General features: G+C 73.8%; 24 protein-coding genes. 17 read left to right on the forward strand and 7 right to left on the reverse strand.

Annotated elements, in window-relative coordinates; translation table 11 throughout:
- Positions 1–42: 42 nt before the first annotated feature.
- The 6 genes from ABEA53_RS11585 (at position 43) to ABEA53_RS11610 (ending at position 4842) form a co-directional block, all read left to right on the forward strand.
- Complete coding sequence (locus ABEA53_RS11585) at positions 43–972, forward strand: GNAT family N-acetyltransferase (RefSeq protein WP_345481329.1); 930 nt, start codon at positions 43–45, stop codon at positions 970–972.
- A gap of 35 nt (positions 973–1007) precedes the next feature.
- Positions 1008–1868 carry a tRNA pseudouridine synthase A gene (locus tag ABEA53_RS11590; protein WP_345481330.1) on the forward strand — a complete coding sequence of 287 codons (861 nt, stop codon included), beginning with the start codon at positions 1008–1010 and terminating at the stop codon, positions 1866–1868.
- Positions 1869–2052: 184 nt separating this feature from the next.
- Positions 2053–2499 (forward strand): 50S ribosomal protein L13, encoded by a 447-nt coding sequence (gene rplM, locus ABEA53_RS11595; protein WP_345481331.1) that lies wholly within the window; start codon positions 2053–2055, stop codon positions 2497–2499.
- Between the two features lie 23 nt (positions 2500–2522).
- On the forward strand, positions 2523–3005 hold the full coding sequence (gene rpsI, locus ABEA53_RS11600; RefSeq protein WP_345481332.1) for a 30S ribosomal protein S9: 483 nt from the start codon (positions 2523–2525) through the stop codon (positions 3003–3005).
- A gap of 23 nt (positions 3006–3028) precedes the next feature.
- On the forward strand, positions 3029–4384 hold the full coding sequence (gene glmM / locus ABEA53_RS11605; protein WP_345481333.1) for a phosphoglucosamine mutase: 1356 nt from the start codon (positions 3029–3031) through the stop codon (positions 4382–4384).
- Positions 4381–4842, forward strand: a complete 462-nt coding sequence (locus ABEA53_RS11610; RefSeq protein ID WP_345481334.1) for a hypothetical protein — start codon at positions 4381–4383, stop codon at positions 4840–4842. Before glmM ends, ABEA53_RS11610 begins: the two co-directional genes overlap by 4 nt.
- A 102-nt stretch (positions 4843–4944) precedes the next feature.
- Here ABEA53_RS11610 and coaA read toward each other — a convergent pair whose 3' ends face one another.
- A complete protein-coding gene (gene coaA / locus ABEA53_RS11615) occupies positions 4945–5910 on the reverse strand; it encodes a type I pantothenate kinase (protein ID WP_425550628.1) in 966 nt (321 codons plus the stop codon).
- 87 nt (positions 5911–5997) lie between these two features.
- Between coaA and glmS the strand changes: the two genes are divergently transcribed.
- From glmS to tsaE, 4 genes are read left to right on the forward strand one after another with little or no spacing between them, the layout of a single operon-like run.
- Positions 5998–7851 carry a glutamine--fructose-6-phosphate transaminase (isomerizing) gene (glmS, locus tag ABEA53_RS11620; RefSeq protein ID WP_345481336.1) on the forward strand — a complete coding sequence of 618 codons (1854 nt, stop codon included), beginning with the start codon at positions 5998–6000 and terminating at the stop codon, positions 7849–7851.
- 23 nt (positions 7852–7874) lie between these two features.
- Entirely contained in the window at positions 7875–8225 is a 351-nt protein-coding gene (locus ABEA53_RS11625) for a holo-ACP synthase (protein ID WP_345481337.1), read from the forward strand.
- 25 nt (positions 8226–8250) lie between these two features.
- Positions 8251–9420, forward strand: coding sequence for an alanine racemase (gene alr / locus ABEA53_RS11630; RefSeq protein WP_345481338.1), 1170 nt, complete (start codon positions 8251–8253; stop codon positions 9418–9420).
- A complete protein-coding gene (tsaE, locus tag ABEA53_RS11635) occupies positions 9417–9863 on the forward strand; it encodes a tRNA (adenosine(37)-N6)-threonylcarbamoyltransferase complex ATPase subunit type 1 TsaE (RefSeq protein ID WP_345481339.1) in 447 nt (148 codons plus the stop codon). Before alr ends, tsaE begins: the two co-directional genes overlap by 4 nt.
- A gap of 4 nt (positions 9864–9867) precedes the next feature.
- Here the strand turns inward: tsaE and ABEA53_RS11640 are convergent, their stop codons facing one another.
- The gene (locus tag ABEA53_RS11640) at positions 9868–10467 is read right to left on the reverse strand and encodes a LysM peptidoglycan-binding domain-containing protein (protein ID WP_345481340.1); all 600 of its coding nucleotides are present in this window, start codon (positions 10465–10467) and stop codon (positions 9868–9870) included.
- A gap of 86 nt (positions 10468–10553) precedes the next feature.
- Between ABEA53_RS11640 and tsaB the strand changes: the two genes are divergently transcribed.
- The 4 genes from tsaB (at position 10554) to ABEA53_RS11660 (ending at position 13107) form a co-directional block, all read left to right on the forward strand.
- Positions 10554–11159: a tRNA (adenosine(37)-N6)-threonylcarbamoyltransferase complex dimerization subunit type 1 TsaB gene (gene tsaB, locus ABEA53_RS11645; protein ID WP_345481341.1), complete on the forward strand. Its 606-nt coding sequence runs from the start codon at positions 10554–10556 to the stop codon at positions 11157–11159.
- Positions 11156–11611, forward strand: a complete 456-nt coding sequence (rimI, locus tag ABEA53_RS11650; RefSeq protein WP_345481342.1) for a ribosomal protein S18-alanine N-acetyltransferase — start codon at positions 11156–11158, stop codon at positions 11609–11611. Before tsaB ends, rimI begins: the two co-directional genes overlap by 4 nt.
- Positions 11608–12672, forward strand: coding sequence for a tRNA (adenosine(37)-N6)-threonylcarbamoyltransferase complex transferase subunit TsaD (gene tsaD, locus ABEA53_RS11655; protein WP_345481343.1), 1065 nt, complete (start codon positions 11608–11610; stop codon positions 12670–12672). The genes rimI and tsaD overlap by 4 nt, the downstream gene beginning before the upstream one ends.
- A 90-nt stretch (positions 12673–12762) precedes the next feature.
- Positions 12763–13107, forward strand: coding sequence for a DUF4190 domain-containing protein (locus ABEA53_RS11660; RefSeq protein WP_345481344.1), 345 nt, complete (start codon positions 12763–12765; stop codon positions 13105–13107).
- Between the two features lie 17 nt (positions 13108–13124).
- On the opposite strand, the gene ABEA53_RS11665 is transcribed toward ABEA53_RS11660, so the two are convergent.
- Complete coding sequence (locus tag ABEA53_RS11665; protein WP_345481345.1) at positions 13125–14306, reverse strand: THUMP-like domain-containing protein; 1182 nt, start codon at positions 14304–14306, stop codon at positions 13125–13127.
- A 155-nt stretch (positions 14307–14461) separates the two neighbouring features.
- Between ABEA53_RS11665 and groES the strand changes: the two genes are divergently transcribed.
- From groES to ABEA53_RS11680, 3 genes are all read left to right on the forward strand, one after another.
- A complete protein-coding gene (groES, locus tag ABEA53_RS11670) occupies positions 14462–14758 on the forward strand; it encodes a co-chaperone GroES (RefSeq protein WP_345481346.1) in 297 nt (98 codons plus the stop codon).
- Between the two features lie 217 nt (positions 14759–14975).
- Positions 14976–15905, forward strand: coding sequence for an EamA family transporter RarD (rarD, locus tag ABEA53_RS11675; RefSeq protein WP_345481347.1), 930 nt, complete (start codon positions 14976–14978; stop codon positions 15903–15905).
- 182 nt (positions 15906–16087) lie between these two features.
- Positions 16088–17323 (forward strand): ABC transporter substrate-binding protein, encoded by a 1236-nt coding sequence (locus ABEA53_RS11680; protein ID WP_345481348.1) that lies wholly within the window; start codon positions 16088–16090, stop codon positions 17321–17323.
- Positions 17324–17543: 220 nt separating this feature from the next.
- On the opposite strand, the gene ABEA53_RS11685 is transcribed toward ABEA53_RS11680, so the two are convergent.
- Genes ABEA53_RS11685 through ABEA53_RS11700 form a run of 4 tightly spaced genes read right to left on the reverse strand, consistent with a single transcriptional unit; the run spans position 17544 to position 21019 of the window.
- Positions 17544–18368: a hypothetical protein gene (locus tag ABEA53_RS11685; protein WP_345481349.1), complete on the reverse strand. Its 825-nt coding sequence runs from the start codon at positions 18366–18368 to the stop codon at positions 17544–17546.
- Positions 18369–18380: 12 nt separating this feature from the next.
- The gene (locus ABEA53_RS11690; RefSeq protein ID WP_345481350.1) at positions 18381–19133 is read right to left on the reverse strand and encodes an ABC transporter ATP-binding protein; all 753 of its coding nucleotides are present in this window, start codon (positions 19131–19133) and stop codon (positions 18381–18383) included.
- Positions 19126–20055 (reverse strand): ABC transporter ATP-binding protein, encoded by a 930-nt coding sequence (locus ABEA53_RS11695; RefSeq protein ID WP_345481351.1) that lies wholly within the window; start codon positions 20053–20055, stop codon positions 19126–19128. The genes ABEA53_RS11690 and ABEA53_RS11695 overlap by 8 nt, the downstream gene beginning before the upstream one ends.
- A complete protein-coding gene (locus tag ABEA53_RS11700; protein ID WP_345481352.1) occupies positions 20048–21019 on the reverse strand; it encodes a branched-chain amino acid ABC transporter permease in 972 nt (323 codons plus the stop codon). Before ABEA53_RS11700 ends, ABEA53_RS11695 begins: the two co-directional genes overlap by 8 nt.
- Between the last annotated feature and the right edge of the window lie 4 nt (positions 21020–21023).

Below are 21023 nucleotides of genomic sequence, written 5' to 3' on the forward strand. Positions count from 1 at the left end.
CCGTGCGCCCCACGCCCCGGAACGGGGCGGCACGATGAGGGGATGCAGCCGCCGCCGTCCGTCGCCGGGATCCGCTGGCGCCCAGGTCGTGCGGACGACGCCGACGCGCTGACCGCGGTGGGCGCCGCGGCCGACCGGGTGGACGTGCCCGGGCATCCGCGCACGCGGGACGAGGCCGAGCAGCTGCTCGCCGTCGTCGACCCGTCGCGTGCGGTGCTCGTGGGGGAGCGCGCCGGCCGTCCCGTCGCCTTCGGCGCGCGGTTCCGCCCCGGCGGCGGGCCGGTCCGCCTGCTCGGTGCGGTCGCGCCCGAGGTGCGGGAGCGCGGCGTCGGTCGCGCGCTGCTGGCGGCGCTGCTCGAGTCGGCGCGGGTCGACGAGCCCGGCGCGGAGCAGGCGACGGTGCGGTCGGTCGGCGGCGGCGGCGTCGCGCCGCTGGCCCGCCGGTCCGGCTTCGCTCCGGCGCGCGAGTTCGTCACCATGCGGCGGGACCTCGCGCTGCCGGTCGAGTCGGCGGCGCTGCCCGGCGGCCTCCGCCTCGCGCCCTTCGAGGCCGCCCTCGACGAGCCGCTGCGGCTCGTGAAGAACGCGGTGTTCCGGGACCACTGGCAGGGGCTCGTCGACGGGCCGGAGGAGTGGCGGTCCCGGATGCTCGGACCGCAGCTGCGGCGCGAGCTGTCGCGGATCGCGGTCGACGCCGACGGCGCGATCGCCGGCTTCGTGCTCGCTTGGCGCGTCGACCAGCACCCGGGGCGGGTCCACCTCCCGCTCGTCGGCACGGCCGCCGCGCACCGCGGCCGCGGGGTCGCCCGCGCGCTGCTCGCGTCGATGCTCGCCGCTGCGGCCGACGCCGGCCTGACGGAGGCGGACCTCGACGTCGACGCGACGAGTCCGACCGGAGCGGACCGGGTCTACGCCCGGGCGGCCTTCGTCGAGGTATCGCGCGCGACGGTCTGGAGCCGCCCCCTCCGCTGACGCCGTCGCGGCGCGCGGTGCGGGACCATGGGGGCATGGACGGGACCGTGCGCGTGCGGCTCGACCTCGCCTACGAGGGCACCGGCTTCGCCGGCTGGGCCGCCCAGCCGGGGCTGCGGACCGTGCAGGGCGAGCTCGAGGCGGCGCTCGCCGTCGCGACCGGCCGCGCGGAGGGGGAGCCGCCCCGGCTCGTGGTCGCGGGCCGCACCGACGCGGGGGTGCACGCCACGGGCCAGGTGGCGCACGTCGACCTCACGCCGTCGCAGCTGGAGGCGCTGACGCGACGGCACGCGGGGGAGCCCGAGACCGCCTCCGTCGCGCTGCGCCTCACGGGCCTGCTGGCGGAGGCGGGGGACGTGGTCGTCCACCGCTCGACGCTCGCGCCTGCCGGGTTCGACGCCCGCTTCGGCGCGGTCTTCCGCCGCTACCGCTACCGCATCGCCGACGGGCTCGCGGCCCGCGACCCGCTCGAGCGCCGACGGACCCTGCACCACCCGCGCGCGCTCGACGACGACCGCATCCGCGCCGCGGGCGCCGGGATGATCGGGCTGCACGACTTCGGCGCCTACTGCCGGCCGCGGCCCGGCGCGACGACCATCCGCGAGCTGCAGTCCCTCGAGTGGCGGCGCGACGACGGCGGGGTGCTGATCGCCGAGGTGCGCGCGGACGCGTTCTGCCACAGCATGGTGCGCGCGCTCGTCGGCGCGAGCATCGCGGTCGGGTCGGGGCGCATCGCCCCCGAGCGCATGGCGGCGCTGCTCGAGGACCCGGTGCGGTCGAACGAGTTCGCGGTCGCGCCGGCGCACGGGCTCACGCTCGTGGAGGTCGGCTACCCGGCCGACGAGGCGCTCGCCGACCAGGTGCACAGGGCCCGCGCGCGGCGTGAGCTCGGCTGAACCCGCCCCGGTCGCGGCGGCCCCCGGGATCGGGTACTCTCGATCGGCCGCGCGGAACGCTCCGTCGCGGCTTCGAGCCCTCCAGGGCCCGTTCCGACCTCGCAGCGCCACGGAAACGGCGTGAGGTCATGGAATCGGCACGGAGCGGGATCCACGACCACCTCGAACAGGAAGCGTGCCCACAGTGACGCGTACGTACAGCCCCAAGGCGAGCGAGATCACCCATGACTGGGTCGTCATCGACGCCACCGACATCGTGCTGGGCCGCCTCGCCAGCCACGCCGCGGCACTGCTGCGCGGCAAGCACAAGCCGACCTTCGCGCCGCACCTCGACAGCGGTGACTTCGTCATCATCGTGAACGCCGACAAGGTCGCGCTCACCGGTTCGAAGCGCGACGAGAAGCTCGCCTACCGCCACTCGGGCTACCCGGGCGGCCTCACGGCGACCAAGTACTCCGAGCTCCTCGAGAAGCAGCCGGAGCGCACCGTCGAGAAGTCGATCCGCGGCATGCTGCCGAAGAACTCCCTCGGCCGCGCCCAGATCAAGAAGCTCAAGGTCTACGCCGGCCCCGAGCACCCGCACGCGGCCCAGCAGCCGACGCCGTACACCCTGAACCAGGTCGCCCAGTAGGGCGCGGAAGAGAAGCACAGACCATGGCACAGATCGCAGACTCCATCGACGTCCCGGCGACCTTCAGCACCTCGTCCACGCCGGCCGCCGCCCCCGCCGTCGAGCGCCCGCCGCTCACCGTCCCCGGCGCCGCCGTGGGCCGCCGCAAGCAGGCGATCGCCCGCGTGCGCCTCGTCCCCGGCAGCGGCACCATCACGGTCAACGGCCGCACGTTCGAGGACTACTTCCCGAACAAGCTCCACCAGCAGCTGATCAACGACCCGTTCACGATCCTGCAGCTGACCGGCGCCTACGACGTCATCGCGAAGATCTCCGGCGGCGGCCCCTCCGGCCAGGCCGGTGCGCTCCGCCTCGGCATCGCGCGGTCGCTGAACCAGATCGACGAGGAGAACAACCGTCCCGACCTGAAGAAGGCGGGCTTCCTGAGCCGCGACGCTCGGGTCAAGGAGCGCAAGAAGGCCGGTCTGAAGAAGGCCCGCAAGGCGCCCCAGTTCTCCAAGCGCTGATCAGCGCTTCCCCCTCCCGCTCCATGCCCAGGCTCTTCGGCACGGACGGCGTGCGCGGACTCGCCAACCGCGAGGTCACGGCCGAGCTGGCCCTGTCCCTCGCCCAGGCGGCCGCGCACGTCCTGGGCGACGGGCCCCGGTCGGAAGGCCGGCGGCCCGTCGCCGTGCTCGCGCGCGACCCGCGCATCTCCGGTGAGTTCATCTCGGCGGCGGTGGCCGCGGGCCTCGCGGGCTCGGGCGTCGACGTGTTCGACGCCGGCGTGATCCCGACGCCCGCCGCGGCGTTCCTGATCGCGGACATCCGCGCCGACTTCGGCGTGATGATCAGCGCCTCGCACAACCCGGCCCCCGACAACGGCATCAAGATCTTCGCCGCGGGCGGCAGGAAGCTGCCGGACGAGACCGAGGACCGCATCCAGGCCGCGATGGCCGAACCGCCGCTCGCGCCGGTCGGCGCGGAGGTCGGCCGGATCACCCGGTTCGCCGACGCCGAGGACCGCTACGTGGTCCACCTCATCGAGTCGCTGCCGCACCGCCTCGAGGGCCTGACGGTCGTGCTCGACTGCGCGAACGGCGCCGCCGCGGGCGTGTCCCCGGAGGCGTTCCACCTCGCGGGCGCCGAGGTCGTCCCGATCGGCAACGACCCCGACGGCATGAACATCAACGACGGCGTGGGGTCGACGCACCTCGAGCACCTCGCGGCCGAGGTGCTGCGCACCGGTGCGGACGCCGGGATCGCCCACGACGGCGATGCGGACCGCTGCCTCGCGGTGGACGCGCACGGGAACGTGCTCGACGGCGACCGCATCATGGCGATCCTCGCGAAGGCGATGCACGCCCGGGGCGCGCTGCGCGAGGACACCCTCGTCACGACGGTGATGAGCAACATCGGCCTGCACCGCGCGATGCGGGAGGCCGGCATCAGCGTGCTGCAGACCCGCGTCGGCGACCGCTACGTGCTCGAGGAGCTCGGTGCCCGCGACCTGTCGCTCGGCGGCGAGCAGTCCGGGCACGTGATCATGGCGGACCACGCCACGACCGGCGACGGCCTGCTGACCGGCCTGCACCTCCTCGCCGAGGTCGCGCGGTCGGGCCGCACGCTCGCGGACCTCGCCGCGGAGGTGACGATCTACCCGCAGGTGCTCGTCAACGTGCGCGACGTCGACCGGCACCGCGCCGATGACGAGGTCGTGCTCGCCGCGGTCGCGGCGGCGGAGGCGCGCCTCGGCGACTCCGGCCGCGTGCTGCTGCGCCCCTCCGGCACCGAGCCGGTCGTGCGCGTCATGGTGGAGGCGGCCGAGCTCGCCGACGCCGAGTCCGTGGCCGAAGGACTCGTCGCGGTCGTCCGCGACCGGCTGGCCCTCCCGCCCGCCTCATGAGCCGCGTCGCGCCGCCTCCGGAGCCCGCGGTGCTGCGCCGCCGGGCCCGCCGCGCCCTGCTGATCGGCGTCGCGTGCGTCGTGCCGCGGCTGGTCCTCGCGTGGCTCGTGCTGCCGCCCGCCTACGACCTGCTGCTGATCGCCGTGACGCTGCTGTTCGTCGGCGGCCTGCTCGCGATAGCCATCGCGGTGTTCCAGTTCGTCGCGCTGCGCACCGAGCGGGTGCTGCCGATCGTGGTCGCCGGTCTCGTCGGCGTGGTGCTCGCGGGCGTGCTCGTCGCCGCGTTCCCGGCGCAGGGCGCGCCCGTCGCCTTCGACGGCGGGCTCGTCGCCCCGGCGCCGGTCGTGCTGCACCAGTACCTGTACCTGCTGCTCGGCGCGGTGTCGCAGCTCGGGCTGATGCTCGTCGTGGGGTCGATCGGCGTCGCCGTCACCCGCTGGCGCACCCGCCGCGCCTGACCCTCGGGTCGGCGGGAGGCGCATCCCGCGGTCGCTGCGGCGACGCGCGGTCGGCATGCGTCCCGCGCGGCGCCAGGAGCACCGCGCGTGGCGGGGTCGGCGTCAGATCTTGCGGAGCAGGACCGTGCTCACCGCGTGGTCCGCGCCCTTCTTCAGCACCAGCGTCGCGCGCGAGCGGGTCGGGAGGATGTTCTCCCGCAGGTTTGGCTCGTTGATCGACGACCAGTACTGCAGCGCCGTCGTGCGCGCCTCCTCCGGGCCGAGGTCCGCGAAGCGGTGGAAGTACGACGCGGGGCTGGCGAACGCGGCGGTCTGCAGCCGCTGGAACCGGCGCACGTACCACTCGGCGATGTCCTGCGTCCGGGCGTCGACGTAGACGGAGAAGTCGAACAGGTCGCTGAGGGCGAGCGCGTTCTGCTTTGGGGACTGCAGCACGTTCAGGCCCTCGACGATCAGGACGTCGGGCCGGCGGACGACGATGTCGGCGTTCGGCACGATGTCGTACTGCTCGTGCGAGTAGAACGGCGCCCGCACCTCCTCCGCACCGCTCTTCACCGCGCTGACGAAGCGCAGCAGGCCGCGCCGGTCGTACGACTCGGGGAACCCCTTGCGGTCGAGGATCCCGCGCCGCTCGAGCTCGGCGTTCGGCAGGAGGAATCCGTCGGTCGGCACCAGCTCGACCTTGGGGGTGTCGTCCCAGCGCGCGAGCAGCTCGCGCAGCAGGCGGGCGACGGTCGACTTGCCGACGGCGACCGATCCGGCGACGCCGATGACGAACGGGGTCGTCTCCGCACGAGTGCCGAGGAACGCGCTCGTGCGGGCGTGCAGCTGCCGCGCGCCGGTCGCGTAGAGGTTCAGGAGGCGGCTGAGCGGCAGGTAGACCTCGCTCACCTCGTGCTCGTCGAGCGGTTCGCCGAGACCCGCGAGGCGGTGCAGCTCGACCGGGCTGAGCGGCTGCGCGACGCCCGCGGCGAGGGCCGCCCAGCGCGCGCGCTCGATCTCGACGTAGGGGCTCGGGCCGTGACCGGCGGTGGCCGCGGTGCGATCCGACACGAGGGAGCAGCGTATCCGGCCGTTCCCGTGCCTCCGCGGATCGGCGACTCGGCGGGGCGGGCGCCCGCGAGGGCGGCGGGACCGCCCGATACAATCGCCCGAATGTGCGGAATCGTCGGGTATGTGGGACCTCGGGCCGCGATCGACGTGCTCGTCGGCGGGCTGCGGCGGCTGGAGTACCGGGGCTACGACTCCGCGGGCGTCGCGGTGATCGATGACGACGGCACGCTGGTCACGCACAAGCGGGCGGGCAAGCTCGGCGTGCTCGAGGGCGACCTGCTGCGCGCGCCGCTGCCCGACGCCCGGACGGGCATCGGCCACACGCGGTGGGCGACGCACGGCGGTCCGACCGACCGGAACGCGCACCCGCACCTCGGCGACGACGGCAAGCTCGCGCTCATCCACAACGGGATCATCGAGAACTTCGCGGCGCTGAAGGACGAGCTGCTCGACGAGGGCCACGTCTTCACGAGCGAGACGGACACCGAGGTCGCGGCGGTCCTGCTCGGCAGCGAGTACCGCAAGGCGGGCGACCTGCTCACCGCCTTCCGCGCCGTCGTCGGCCGCCTGCACGGCGCCTTCACGCTGCTGGCCGTGCACGAGGACGAGCCCGGGCTCGTCGTCGGCGCCCGCCGCAACTCCCCGCTCGTGGTCGGGCTCGGCGACGGGGAGCAGTTCCTCGGCTCCGACGTCGCCGCGTTCGTCGAGTACACCCGCCGCGCGCTCGCGATCGGGCAGGACCAGATCGTCGCGATCCGCCCCGAGGGCATCGAGCTCACCGACTTCGACGGCAACGCCGTCGAGGGCGAGGAGTACGAGGTCGCCTGGGACGCCTCCGCCGCCGAGAAGGGCGGCTGGTCGAGCTTCATGGCGAAGGAGATCAGCGAGGAGCCGGAGGCGCTCGAGCAGACCCTGCTCGGCCGCGTCCACGACGGCCTCGTCGTGCTCGACGAGATCAGCGGCGGCGTGGACGACGAGACGCTGCGCGCCGTCGACCGCATCGTGGTCCTCGGCGCCGGCACCGCCGCCTACTCCGGGCTGCTCGGCAAGTACGCGATCGAGAAGTGGGCGGGCGTCGCGGTCGAGGTCGACCTCGCGCACGAGTTCCGCTACCGCGACCCGGTGCTCGGCCCGAACACGCTCGTCGTCTCGATCAGCCAGTCCGGCGAGACGATGGACACGCTGATGGCGGTCAAGTACGCCTCCGAGCGCGGCGCCCGCACCCTGTCGATCTGCAACACCCAGGGCGCGACGATCGCCCGCGAGTCCGACGCCGTGCTGTACACGCGGGCGGGGCCGGAGGTCGCGGTCGCCTCGACGAAGGCGTTCACGGCCCAGGTCGTCGCGCTGTACCTGTTCGGCCTCCACCTCGGCCGTGTCCGGGGCGTGCTGAGCGACGAGGACTCCCGCGCGCACGTCGCCGAGCTGCAGGCGCTGCCCGCGAAGCTGCAGGAGGTGCTGCTGCAGGGCGATGCGGTCCGCGAGATGGCGCGGCAGATGTCCGACACCCGCAGCGTGCTGTTCCTCGGCCGCCACGTCGGCTACCCGGTGGCGCTCGAGGGGGCGCTGAAGCTCAAGGAGCTCGCCTACATCCACGCGGAGGGCTTCGCGGCGGGCGAGCTGAAGCACGGCCCGATCGCGCTGATCGAGCCGGGCCAGCGCGTCTTCGTGATCGTGCCGAGCCCGCGCGACTCCTCGAGCCTCCACCCGAAGGTGGTCTCGAACATCCAGGAGATCCGCGCCCGCGGCGCCCACGTGCTCGCGATCGCGGAGGCCGGGGACGTCGCCGTGCTGCCGTTCGCCGACGAGGTGCTGCGCATCCCGCTGGCCGGGCCGATGTTCGAGCCGCTGCTCGCGGTCGCGCCGCTGCAGCAGTTCGCGATGGAGCTCGCGGCCGCCAAGGGCCTGGACGTCGACCAGCCGCGCAACCTCGCGAAGTCCGTCACGGTCGAGTAGGCGCTCATGTCCTGGCGCACCGCATGATCCTGGGCATCGGGGTCGACGTCGTCGACATCGCGCGGTTCGGCCGCTCGCTCGAACGCACGCCGCCCCTGCGCGACCGGCTCTTCGCCCGCAGCGAGCGGGACCTGCCGCTGTCCTCCCTCGCCGCGCGGTTCGCGGCGAAGGAGGCGCTGATCAAGGCGTCGGGCGACTCCAGCGGCTTCACCTGGCAGGACATGGTCGTGAAGAGCGATCCGTCGCGCCGGCCGCGGCTGATGACGACCGGCGTGGTCGCGGAGCGGCTCGCGCTGCTCGGCGTCACGACCACGCACCTGTCGCTGAGCCACGACGCGGGCATCGCGTCCGCGTTCGTCGTGCTGGAAGGCTGAGCCCGACGGGCGCGGAAGGGGAGCCATGGACGTCGTGACGCTCGCGACCGGGGGCGGCCAGGGGCCGGAACCGGAGCGCGAGGTGCCCGTCTCCGACGCCGCCCCGCTGCGCCGCGCCCGGATCGACGCGTCGGCGATCGCGGACAACGTGCGGGCGCTGCGGGCTGCCGCGGGCACCCCCGAGTTCCTCGCGGTCGTGAAGGCGGACGGCTACGGGCACGGCGCCGTCACGGCCGCACGTGCGGCGCTCGCCGGCGGCGCGACCTGGATCGGCACGGCGGATCCGGAGGAGGCGCTGGCGCTGCGGGCGGCCGGCGTCGACGCCCCGCTGCTCGCCTGGATCCTGCACACGGACGCCGACTTCGGCCCGGTGGCGGCGGAGGCGATCGACCTCGGGGTCTCGTCGGAGGCGCAGCTGCAGCGCGTCGCGGCGACCGCGCCGGGCGCCGCGGTGCAGATCAAGCTCGACACCGGCCTCAGCCGCAACGGCGTCGAGGCGCGGTCGTGGGGCCGCGTGTTCGAGACGGCGGCGGAGCTGGAGCGCGACGGCGCCCTGCGCGTCCGCGGCTTGTTCAGCCACCTGGCGAACACCTCGGCGGAGGAGGACGCGCGGGCGGAGGACCGCTTCGCCGACGCGGTCCGCCTCGCCCGGGGCGCCGGCCTCGATCCGGCGCTGCTGCACCTGTCGAGCACCGCGGCCGCGACGACGCGCGACCAGTCGGCGTTCACGATGGTCCGCTGCGGCATCGGCCTCTACGGCGTCTCGCCCTTCGGCGACCCGGCGCGCGTGCCCGCGGGCCTGCGCCCGGCGATGACGCTCGCGACCGAGGTCGCCGCGGTGCGCCGCGTGCCGGCGGGCACCGGCGTCTCCTACGACCACGTCTGGCGGGCGCCGGCCGCGACGACGCTCGCGCTGGTGCCCCTCGGGTACGCCGACGGGGTGCCGCGCGCCGCGTCGAACCGCGCCGAGGTGCTGCTCGGCGGGAAGCGCCGGCCGGTCCGCGGGCGGATCGCGATGGACCAGCTCCTGGTCGACGTCGGCGACGACGAGGTGCGGGTGGGCGACGAGGTCGTGCTGTTCGGCGACCCCGCGACCGGCGCCCCGTCCGCCGACGACTGGGGCGTCTGGGCGGACACGATCGGCTACGAGATCGTCACCCGCATCGGGCCGCGCGTGCGCCGGGTGCCCGCGTGATCGAACGGCTCGTCGTCCCCGATCCGGAGGCGATGCACGCGCTGGGCGTGCGGCTGGGCGGCGCGCTGCGGGCCGGCGACCTGGTCGTGCTCACCGGGCCGCTCGGCGCCGGCAAGACGACGCTCACCCGCGGGATCGGGGAGGGGCTGGGCGTGCGGGGCCCGGTCAGCAGCCCCACGTTCGTGCTCGCGCGGACGCACCCGTCGCTGGTCGACGGGCCGCCGCTCGTGCACGTCGACGCCTACCGGCTCGCCTCCGCGGCCGAGTTCGACGACCTGGACCTGGACTTCGAGGCGTCGGTCGTGATCGTCGAGTGGGGCGCCGGCATGGTCGACGGCATCGCGGACTCGGTGCTCGAGGTGCGCATCGCGCGGGAGGACGACGACACGCGCGCGGTCGAGCTCGACGGCGCCGGACCGCGCTGGGCGGAGCCGGTGCTCTGACGGATCAGCAGGCACCGGGCGACGCGGACGCCGGCTGCGCGACCGCGCCGCGCACGAGCAGCAGCCGCTGCCCGGCCGGCGGGTCGGCGGGGTCCGCGCCGTAGGGCAGGGCGACGATCACGTCCGCGGTGCACAGGTCGAACCGTCGCGCGATGCCGGGCACGGTGTCCCCGCGAGCGACCGTGTACAGCTCGCCCTGGTCCGCGCTCGCCGCACGACCGCGGGCGCGGTCGCGGCTGCCGCCGTCGACGACCGCGGTGCCGACCAGCGAGTCGTCCGGGGCGCGCGGCGCGGAGGTGGTGAAGGAGGCGGCGGCGCTCGACGGCGGCGAGGACGGCGCCGGTGCCAGCCTGCCGGCGGCGAAGGCGGCGGCGGCGAGCACGACCGCGAGCCCCGCGGCGGCGAGCACGGGCCGCACGCGCCGCCGCCGCACCGGAGCGACGGCGACCGGCGTCCCGGGCGCCGGCTCGGCCCCGTCGTGCGGGGCCTGCGGATCCTGCTCCGGTGCGGCCGCGCCCAGGTACGAGTGCACGTCGGCGGAGGAGGCGTCCGGGCGGTAGAGGCGCTGCCGCAGCGCCTCCTGCTCGCGCGGGCCGGGCTCCATCCGCGCACGGTAGCCCGCCCGCCTCGTCGTGCCACGAGCGACCCCTGGGCGCGCGGGCGCGGCCATCGCTCGTAGGCTGCTCTCTCGTGCTGCTCGCCATCGACACCTCCGGCGCCTCCTCCGCCGCGGTCGTCGACGACGACGGCCGCGTGGTCGCCTCCCTGCTCGACGAGGACGCGCGCGCGCACGCCGAGCACATCGGCCCGCTGCTGGAGGCCGTGCTCGACCGCGCCGGCCGCCCGGCGATCGACGCCGTCGCGTACGGAACCGGCCCCGGACCCTTCACGGGCCTCCGCGTCGGCATGGCCGCCGCCCGCACCGCCGCCCTCGTGCTCGGAGCGGAGGAGCTGCCGGTGCTGAGCCACGACGCGGTCGCGCTCGCCGCGGTCCGGCGCGGGGTCGCGCTGCCCTTCGTGGTGGTGGCCGACGCGAAGCGGCGCGAGCACTTCACGACCGTCTACCGCCGGCTCGACGAGGCCGGGACGCCGGTGCGCGACGGCGAGCCGGTCGTCGGACCGGACGACGGGATCCCCGACCTGACCCGCGTGGTCGGCGCCGTCGACGCGGGCGTGCTCGGCGCGATCGCCGCCCTGCGCCGCGGCGCGGGCATCGCGGCCGAGCCGCAGGAGGCGCGGTACCTGCGCAGCCCCGACGTCACGATCTCGACGGTGCGCAAGTCGGTGCTCGGATGAGCGCGCCCGTCCGCGCCGCGACGGCGGACGACGTCGACGCGGTCATGGCGATCGAGCGCGCGAGCTTCCCCACGGACGCCTGGTCCGAGCCGGCGATGCGCGAGACGTTCGCGTCGGGCGACGCCTTCGTCGCCGAGGACGAGCGCGGCGTGGTCGGGTACGCCGCCGTGCTCGCGCCGCCCGGCAGCGGCGACGCCGACGTGCTGACCATCGCGGTCGACGAGGCGCACCGCGGCGAGGGCACGGGCGCGGCGCTGCTGCGGCGCATGCTCGCGACCGCGGCCGAGCGCGGCGCGCAGCGCGTGTTCCTCGAGGTGCGGGCCGACAACCCGGTCGCCCAGGCCCTCTACGCCTCGCGCGGGTTCGGGGTCGTCGGCCGCCGCCCCCGCTACTACCAGCCGGACGGCGTCGACGCGATCGTCATGCGGCTCGACCTGGAGCGCACCCGATGACGTCCGGCCCGCTGATCCTCGGCATCGAGAGCTCGTGCGACGAGACGGGCGTGGGCATCGTGCGGGGCCGCGAGGTGCTCGCCAACGTGATCGCCTCCTCCGTCGACGAGCAGGCCCGCTACGGCGGCGTGGTGCCGGAGATCGCCGCGCGCGCCCACCTGGAGGCCATGCGCCCGACCCTCGAGCGGGCGCTGGAGGTCGCGGGCGTCGGGATCGCCGACCTCGACGCGGTCGCCGTGACCGCGGGCCCGGGGCTCGCCGGCGCGCTGATGGTCGGCGTCGGCGCCGCGAAGGCGCTCGCCGTCACCGCGCGCAAGCCGCTCTACGGCGTGAACCACCTCGTGGGGCACGTGACCGCGGACCAGCTGCACCTGCCGGGGGAGGAGCCGCAGCCCGTCGAGCTGCCGACCGTCGCCCTCCTGGTCTCCGGCGGGCACACCTCCCTGCTGCTCGTGCGCGACCTCGTCGACGACGTGCAGCTGCTCGGCGAGACCCTGGACGACGCCGCCGGCGAGGCCTTCGACAAGACCGCGCGGCTGCTCGGCCTGCCCTACCCGGGCGGCCCGTCGATCGACCGCGCGGCGGCCGAGGGGGATCCGCGCGCGATCCGCTTCCCCCGCGGGCTCACCGCGGGCAAGGACCGCGAGCGGCACCGCTTCGACTTCTCGTTCTCCGGCCTGAAGACGGCGGTCGCGCGCCACGTCGAGCGCGGGGCGGCCGAGGGGGCACCGGTTGCCGTCGGCGACGTCGCCGCGTCCTTCCGGGAGGCGGTCGTCGACGTGCTCGTCGCGAAGGCGCTCGACGCGTGCGCGGAGACGGGCGTGCCCCGCCTGCTGCTCGGCGGCGGCGTCGTCGCCAACCGCCGTCTCCGCGAGGTGGCCGCGGAGCGCGCCGCGGCCGCCGGGGTGCGCCTCCGGATCCCGCCGTTCGACCTCTGCACCGACAACGGCGCGATGATCGCCGGCCTCGGCGCGCGGCTCGTGGAGGCGGGCAGTGCGCCCAGCGGCGCCGGCTTCGGCGTCGACTCCAGCCTGCCGGTCGGTCGGGTCCTGGTCGGCTGACCCCAATCCGGGCACCGTTCCGGCCCCTCGCATTGACGCTCGGCTCCGCGCGCTGGGACCATGGCGCGACCTTCCCGTCGATGAGGAGCCATGAGCGACTACCAGCCCACCCCGCCGTCCACGCCGAACTCGGCCGACGCCTACGCCGCCGGGCCCCGCCCGACCAACCAGACCCCGGTCCTGAGCATCCTGTCGCTGATCGGCGGCATCCTCGGGATCCTCACCTCGCTGTTCTGGATCGGCCTGCTGTTCGGCGCCGCGGGCGCCGTGCTCGGCTTCATCGCGCGCCGACGCGAGCCCCAGGCGAAGGGCCTGTGGCTGACCGGCCTGATCCTCGGCATCGTCGGCTTCCTGATCTCGCTGATCGTCATCGTGCTGGTCATCGTCGCGCTCGCCTACGCGGCGTCGCAGGACGCGAGCACCACCGCCCCCTGACGCCTCCTGCCGCCGCGTCAGCGGTGGCAGAGCAGGGCCACGCGGGAGCCCGCCGTGCGGGTGACGAGGAGCACCGCCTCCTCGTCACCCCGCAGCGCGAGCTCCTTGCGGAAGCGCGCGGGGTCGAGGTCGACCCCGCGCTTCTTGATCTCCAGCCGCCCGATGCCCCGGGCGTGCAGCTCCTTGCGGATCCGCTGCTTGTCGAACGGCAGCACGGCGTCGATGGCGAAGGACGTCGTGAACGGCGACGGGGACGGCCCGTCGCCGGTCAGGTAGGCGATGCCCGGCCCGATCGGCCGGGTGCCGGTCGCCCGGGCGAGGTCGCCGATCAGGCGGGCCCGGATGACCGCGCCGTCGGGCTCGTGCACGTGGTCGCCGAGCCCGCCGACGGGCTCGTCCGCCGAGTCCGCCGCGGCGGTCAGCTCCGCGACGCCGCCGGGACCCGACACCAGGGCCGCGCGGCGCACGCCCTCGCGCTGCAGCCCGCCGCGCCACAGCACCAGCTCCACGACCTCGCCGCGGTCGGACACCCACTGGGCCTCGGCGTCCTCCGGCAGGTCGGCCCGGTCGTGCGCCGGGGACAGCTTCACGCCGGTCGGCAGGCGGGCCGCCGTGCGCTCGACGAAGGCGAGGGAGGGGCTGTAGTCGGCCGCGTCGACCCGCCGGGTGTCGGTGTGGCCGGCCGTGCGGCGGGCGGGGTCGATCCACGCCCCGTCGACCCCGGCCAGGTCGACCTGCTCGGCGTCGGCGACGACCACCTCCGCCTCCGGGAACGGCGCCAGGTTGTACTGCGCGAGCACGGCCGTGACCTCGTCGCGCTCCACGGCCCGCACCTGCAGCCCGATCGCGGCCAGTGCGAGGGCGTCGCCGCCGATGCCGCAGCCGAGGTCCGCGACGAGGCGGATGCCCGCATCGCGGAAGCGGGCGGCGTGCCGGGCGGCCACGTCGAGCCGCGTCGCCTGCTCGAGCCCCGCGCGGGTGAACAGCATGCGGTCCGCGAACTCGCCGAACTTCACCCGCGCGCGGCGGCGGAGGGCCGCCTGCGTGAGGATCGCCGCGGCCTCCTCGGGCGCGAAGCCCGCGCGGCGCAGGGCCGTGGAGCGGGCCAGCACGTCCGCGGGCGTCTCCGGCCGCGCCTCGTCGTCGACGGCCGTGAGCACCCGGCTGCTGAGCAGCGCCTCGAGCTCGCTGCGTTCCATCCCTCCACCGTAGGCGGCGCCTGGCACTCGCATTGCATGAGTGCCAGGGGGGCCCTAGGGTTGGGAGCTGGCACTCTGCGGTGCGGGGTGCCAACCCACACGTGCCAGTCCTTCCGATTGGCAGCAGGAAGCACTCAGGAAAGCAGAGGTGGACCGTGCCGGTCTCCATCAAGCCGCTCGAGGATCGCATCGTGATCAGCCAGGTCGAGGCCGAGCAGACGACCGCGTCGGGGCTCGTCATCCCCGACACCGCCAAGGAGAAGCCCCAGGAGGGCGAGGTCGTCGCCGTCGGACCGGGTCGCATCGACGACAACGGCAACCGCGTGCCGCTCGACGTCGCCGTCGGCGACCGGGTCATCTACTCGAAGTACGGCGGCACCGAGGTCAAGGTGCAGGGCGAGGACTACCTGGTCCTCTCCGCCCGCGACGTGCTCGCCGTCGTGGTGCGCTGAGCGCATCCCGCTTCTCGGAGGCCCCCGCACCGCTCGGTGCGGGGGCCTTCCGTGTTCATGGGGTTTCGATCCGCGGCGGATCGAAGCCCTGTGTCGCTTCGCGGCGCTGCACGCGCCGCGGTACGCGACAGCGGGTCGTCGGTGAGGCGGGTGGGCTCGGGTGGTCAGGGGCCGACCGCGGTCTGAGCGCTGAGCCGCGACGGACTACCCTCGCCCGGTGACGTCGGAGGACCAGGGGTCGACCCGGGCGGGGCTGCTGTTCGGGATCGGCGCCTACGGGCTCTGGGGCGCGATGCCCGTCTACTTCCTCCTGATGAAGCCGGCCGGCGCGTTCGAGATCGTCGGCATGCGGATCGTCTTCTCGCTCGTCTTCTGCCTCCTGCTGCTGGGGGTCACGCGCGGCTTCGGGCGCTTCCGCGGCGTGCTCCGCGACCGGTCCGCCGTGGCGTCCTTCGCGCTCGCCGGTGCGCTCATCTGGGTGAACTGGACGGTCTACGTGATCGCCTCCACCTCCGGCCGCGTCGTCGACGCCGCCCTCGGCTACTTCATCAACCCGATCGTCACGATCCTGCTCGGGGTGGTCGTGCTGCGGGAGCGGCTGCGCCCCGTGCAGTGGGTCGCCATCGGCGTCAGCGCGCTCGCGGTCGTGGTGCTCGCCGTCGAGACCGGCTCGCTGCCGTGGATCTCGCTCGCGCTCGCGGCGTCCTTCGGCTTCTACGGCCTCGTGAAGAAGCGACTCGGCCGCGTCGACGCGGTCTCCGGCCTCACCCTGGAGACCGCCTGGCTCGTGCCGGTCGCGATCGTGCAGCTGATCGTCGTCGGCACGACCTCCGGGCTCGCGTGGGGCACCGCCGGCTGGTTCCCGACCCTGATGCTCACCTCCGCCGGCATCGGCACCGCGGTCCCGCTGCTGCTCTTCGCCGCCTCGACCCGGCGCCTGCCGCTCTCCATCGTCGGGTTCCTGCAGTACGTCGCGCCGATCCTGCAGCTCGCGATCGGCGTCGCGGTGCTGCACGAGCCGATGTCCTCCGCGCGCTGGACCGGCTTCGCGCTCGTCTGGGCCGCGCTCGCAATCCTCGTCGGGGAGTCGGTCGTCCGCTCCCGGCCCCGTCGGGCCGCCGCCGTTCCCGCGGATTCCGCGGCCTGAGCGCCGCACGGCCCGCGAAAGGGTCACGGATTCACAACGAATCGGACATGAACGCCGCCTGAAACACGCCCGGAACCTGATTTCCGTAGGTTCCTCGTGTTCGGCGCCCCGCGCACGGACCTGCCCTGACCGAAGAAGTAAGGACATCCATGCCTGGAATTCGACGCGGACGTCGCGCTGCGGTGGCGATCGCCCTCACCGCTGCCGCTGCGGTCGCCCTCACCGCCTGCTCCGGCTCGTCCCCGAGCGGCTCGTCCTCGAGCTCCGCCGGGTCGCTCGACCTGAAGATCGGCACGATCCTGCCGCAGACCGGCACGCTCGCCGTGCTCGGCCCGCCCGAGATCACCGGCGTGAACCTCGCCGTCTCCGACATCAACAAGGCGAACGCGGGCATCAAGGTCAGCGCGATCCAGAAGGACTCGGGCGACACCAGCACGAACATCGCCACGCAGTCCGTGACGTCGCTGCTCTCCTCGGGCGTCGGCGCCATCATCGGTGCCGCGTCCTCCTCCGTGTCGCTGACGGTCATCGACCAGATCGCGAAGGCGAAGGTCGTGCAGTTCTCGCCGGCCAACACCTCGCCCGCGTTCACCACGTACAAGGACAACGGCTACTTCTTCCGCGACGCCCCGTCGGACGTGCTCCAGGGCCGCGTGCTCGGCCAGGCCGTGCTGAAGCAGGGCGCGATCAACGTCGCCGTCCTCTACCAGAACGACTCCTACGGCCAGGGCCTGAACGACAGCGTCAAGGAGGCCATCACGAGCGGTGGCGGCCAGGTCGCCTCCGACGTGTCGTTCGACGCGAACGCGACGAACTTCTCCTCCGAGGTCAGCAAGTCGCTGGCGTCGAAGCCGGACGCCCTGATCGTGATCTCGTTCGACCAGATCAAGTCCATCTCGCAGGAGATCGACAAGGCGGGCTACCCCTTCTCGAAGGTCTGGGGCGCGGACGGCAACTACGGCGTCATCACCCCCGACTTCAAGAACGTCGACATCGCCGGCGCCCAGTTCACGAACCCGGGCGTCGTCGCGACCAGCGACTTCAAGGACCGCATGCAGGCGCAGGCGAAGGCGGACGGCCTCAAGGCGCTGACCGTGTTCTCCTACGGCCCCGAGTCCTACGACGCCACCGTCTCGATCGCCCTCGCGGCGCTCGTCGGCGGCAAGACGGACGGCACGACCATCCGCGACAACCTCTCGCAGGTGACGTCGGGCGGCACCAAGTGCAAGACGTTCGCCGAGTGCGCGAAGCTCGTCAAGGCCGGCACGAAGAACATCGACTACGACGGCATCTCGGGGCCCATCAGCCTCGACAAGAACGGTGACCCGTCGCAGGCGTACGTCTCGATCTACAAGTACTCCAAGGGCAACGAGAGCTCCGCCGTGGGCTCCGAGTTCGGCGACCTGACCAAGAACTAGGTCGCAGGAGTCCCTCAGGGGCCCGGGACCGGCGCGAGCCGGTCCCGGGCCTTTCGTCTACTGCTGCGCCGCCGCGGCGCAGCTCGTACGCTTCGCGGCCCTGAACGGGCCGCGGTACGCGTCGCTTCGCGCTCGGGGTGCGGGAGGCGGGATGGTCTGAAGGGTCCCGGGCGTCCTCGATGCTGCGCCACCTGCGGTGCTTCCAGTGCTGCGGCGCTGGTCAGGTGTTGCCGCAGGCGCGGACGACCCAGGCGAGCACGCGGTCCTTCAGCGCCTTCGGCGCGACCGCGTCGATCGTGCCCTTGCGGCCGTCCGCCAGCCGGACCTGCACCGGCAGGACGGTCCCGACCTTGTCCTCCGCGACCGCGTGCAGGTCGCAGCGCGTCGGTGCGGCCGGCAGGCGCACGGTGCCGGATGCGGCGAGGCGACGGTCCACCCGCCACGTCTCGTCGCCGCTGCGGGGCGACAGCAGCGTCGTGGGCAGCACCTGCTCGACGACCAGCCCCCGACGGACGTCCGGGCCGCCCCGGACGTCGAGCAGGATCTCGGCGGTGCGGCCCTCCGGGCGGAACCCCTGGAACACGATCGTCGCCGTGCTCGTCGCGGCCTGGGCGAAGCACGCCTGCTCGTGCAGCCGCGCGAGGGTGCCGTGCGAGTCCTCCGCCCGCACGGTCCGCGTCGAGCCGTCCGGCAGCCGGAGCCGGGCGGAGGAGAGGGGCGACCGGGCCTCGCAGGAGGCCGTCGTGAGCGCGGCGGGGAGGTCGACGGTGGTGCCGGCGCGGATCTCGGCCGGGTCGTCGTCGGACCAGTGCGGTGCGGGGGACCAGCCCGCTCCCCGCAGCGACGCCGCAGCGACCACGACGGTGCGCGCGGACCCGTTGACGACCTCGAGCTGCACGTGGCGCAGCGGGATGTCCGACCGGTACTGCACGACCCGCACCGAGACGCCGGGCAGCGTCGTCGCACGCGGTGCCGGGGCGGTGGGGAAGGAGCAGCCCGCGAGGGCGACCCCCGGCGGCAGCGGCGACCCACGCGGTCGCCGCACGCCGCCGACGGGTCACTTGGCCCGCGCCGCCTCCTGGTCCGCGGCGAGCGTGCCGAGGTACAGCTCGATCACCTTGGGGTCGTTCATCAGCTCGCGTCCGCGGCCCGTGTAGGCGTCGCGGCCCTGGTCGAGCACGTAGCCGCGGTGGCAGATCTGCAGGGCGCGGCGGGCGTTCTGCTCGACGATCAGCACCGAGACGCCGGCGCGGTTCACGCGGGCGACGTTGAGGAACGTCTCGTCCTGCCGCACGGGGGAGAGGCCCGCGCTCGGCTCGTCGAGCAGCAGCACGGAGGGGTCCATCATCAGCGCGCGCGACATCGCCACCATCTGGCGCTCGCCGCCCGACAGGGAGCCCGCCCGCTGCTTGAGGCGCTTCTTCATCTCGGGGAACAGCCCGAGCACCTCGTCGATGCGCTGGTCGTAGAGCTTCGGGCGCTGGAACACGCCCATCTCCAGGTTCTCCTGGATGGTGAGGCTCGGGAAGACGTTGTTCGTCTGCGGCACGAAGCCGACGCCCTTGGTCACGAGCTTGTCGGCGCCGAGGCCGGTGATGTCCTCGCCGCGCAGGGTGACCGTGCCGCTGCGGATGTTCACCTGGCCGAAGATCGCCTTGAGCAGCGTCGACTTGCCGGCGCCGTTCGGGCCGATGATGCCGACGAGCTCGCCCTTGCCGACCTCGACCGTGCAGCCGTTCAGGATGTTGATGCCGGGCAGGTAGCCCGCGTGCAGCGCGTCGGTGCGCAGCACCACGTCGTCGTCAGCCATGGGTGCCGTCCTCCTCGCGCTCGACCGCGGCCTGCGTCTCGTCGAGCAGCTCCGCCTGCTGCTCCTCCGACAGGTCGCCGAGGTCCGTGTCGTGGTGGGAGCCGAGGTAGGCGTCGATGACCGCCTGGTCCGACATCACCTGGTCCGGGTAGCCCTCCGCGACGATCCGCCCCTCGGCCATGACGATGACCCAGTCGGCGATCTCGCGGACGACGTGCATGTCGTGCTCGACGAACAGCACGGTCATGCCGGTCTGCTTCAGGTCGAGGATGTGGTGCAGCAGCGACTGCGTCAGCGCCGGGTTCACGCCCGCCATCGGCTCGTCGAGCATGATCATCTTCGGCTGGCTCATGAGGGCCCGCGCCATCTCGAGCAGCTTCCGCTGCCCGCCCGACAGGCTGGCGGCGAAGTCGTCGGCCTTCGTGTCGAGCTTGAAGCGGGCGAGGAGGTCACGCGCGCGATCGGTGATCTCCTGCTCGCGCGGCTTCCAGAGCCCGGGGATCAGGGCGCGGGCGATGTTCTCGCCCGGCTGCGCCTGCGCGCCGAGACGCATGTTCTCCATCACGGAGAGCATGCTCAGCGCCTTCGTCAGCTGGAACGTGCGGATCATGCCGCGGCGGGCGACCTTGTAGGCGGGCACGCCGCCGATCGGCTTGCCGTCGAACGACCAGGTGCCCTTGTTCGGCTTGTCGAAGCCGGTGAGGAGGTTGAAGAACGTCGTCTTGCCGGCGCCGTTCGGGCCGATCAGCGCCGTGATGGCGCCGCGGGGGATCTCCACGTGGTCGACGTCGACCGCGTGGACGCCGCCGAACGTGCGCTGCACGCCGTCCGCGACCACCATCGGGTCGACCTTCTTCACGCCGGGCGCGGGCGCGCCCTCGATGAGCGGCGCCTGCGCCGCCGAAGCCGTCGTGTCAGGCAAAGAACGCCTCCCGCTTCTTGCCGACCAGTCCGGACGGCCTGAAGATGACGATGAGCATCAGCGCCACCCCCACGATGATGAACCGGATCGGGCCCTGCTGCACCGTCGAGATCGGCAGCACGTGGCTGCTGATCAGCAACGACAGCACGCCGTCCGCGAGCGACAGCACGACCCAGAACACGATCGCGCCGACCAGCGGGCCGAAGACCGTGGTCGCGCCGCCGAGCAGGATGATCGTGAGCAGGAAGAACGTCGTCTGGGTGCCGTAGTTGTCGGGCTGCAGCGACGTCGGGATGATGTTGATGATCGTCGCCAGACCGCCGAGCGCACCGCCCAGGATCAGGCTCTGCATCTTGTAGGAGAAGACGTTCTTGCCGAGGCTGCGCACCGCGTCCTCGTCCTCGCGGATGCCCTTGATGACGCGGCCCCAGGGGCTGCGCATCAGCTGGCGCACGAGCAGCGCGACGAGCAGCACGAAGATCCAGCCGACGATGATGATCCAGAGGTCGTTCTCGTCGTAGCGCAGCGGGCCGAAGCCGTACGAGCCGGGAGGGATCGGGTTCAGCGCGTCGAACGTGGTCGACGAGCCGTTCAGACCGTCCGAGCCTCCCGTGAGCGGGATCAGGTCGGGCGTCTTCACGACGTACCGCACGATCTCCGCCGCGGCGATGGTGACGATGGCCAGGTAGTCGGCGCGGAGGCGCAGGGTCGGGATGCCGAGGATCAGCGCCATGACCGTGGTCGCGACGATGGTGCTGAGCACCGCGAGCCAGAACGGGAAGCCGAGCCGCAGGGTGGTGATGGCGAAGGCGTAGCCGCCGATGGCCATGAAGCCGGCCTGGCCGAAGTTCAGCAGGCCGGTGAAGCCGAACTGCACGGCGAGGCCGAGGGCGGCGAGCGCGTAGGCGATCGTCTGCGGCGAGATGAGCTGGCCGAGCGCCAGCAGCAGGAAGCTGAGGTCCATGGTC

It is taken from the genome of Amnibacterium soli, from assembly GCF_039544415.1.
GTDB lineage: Bacteria > Actinomycetota > Actinomycetes > Actinomycetales > Microbacteriaceae > Amnibacterium > Amnibacterium soli.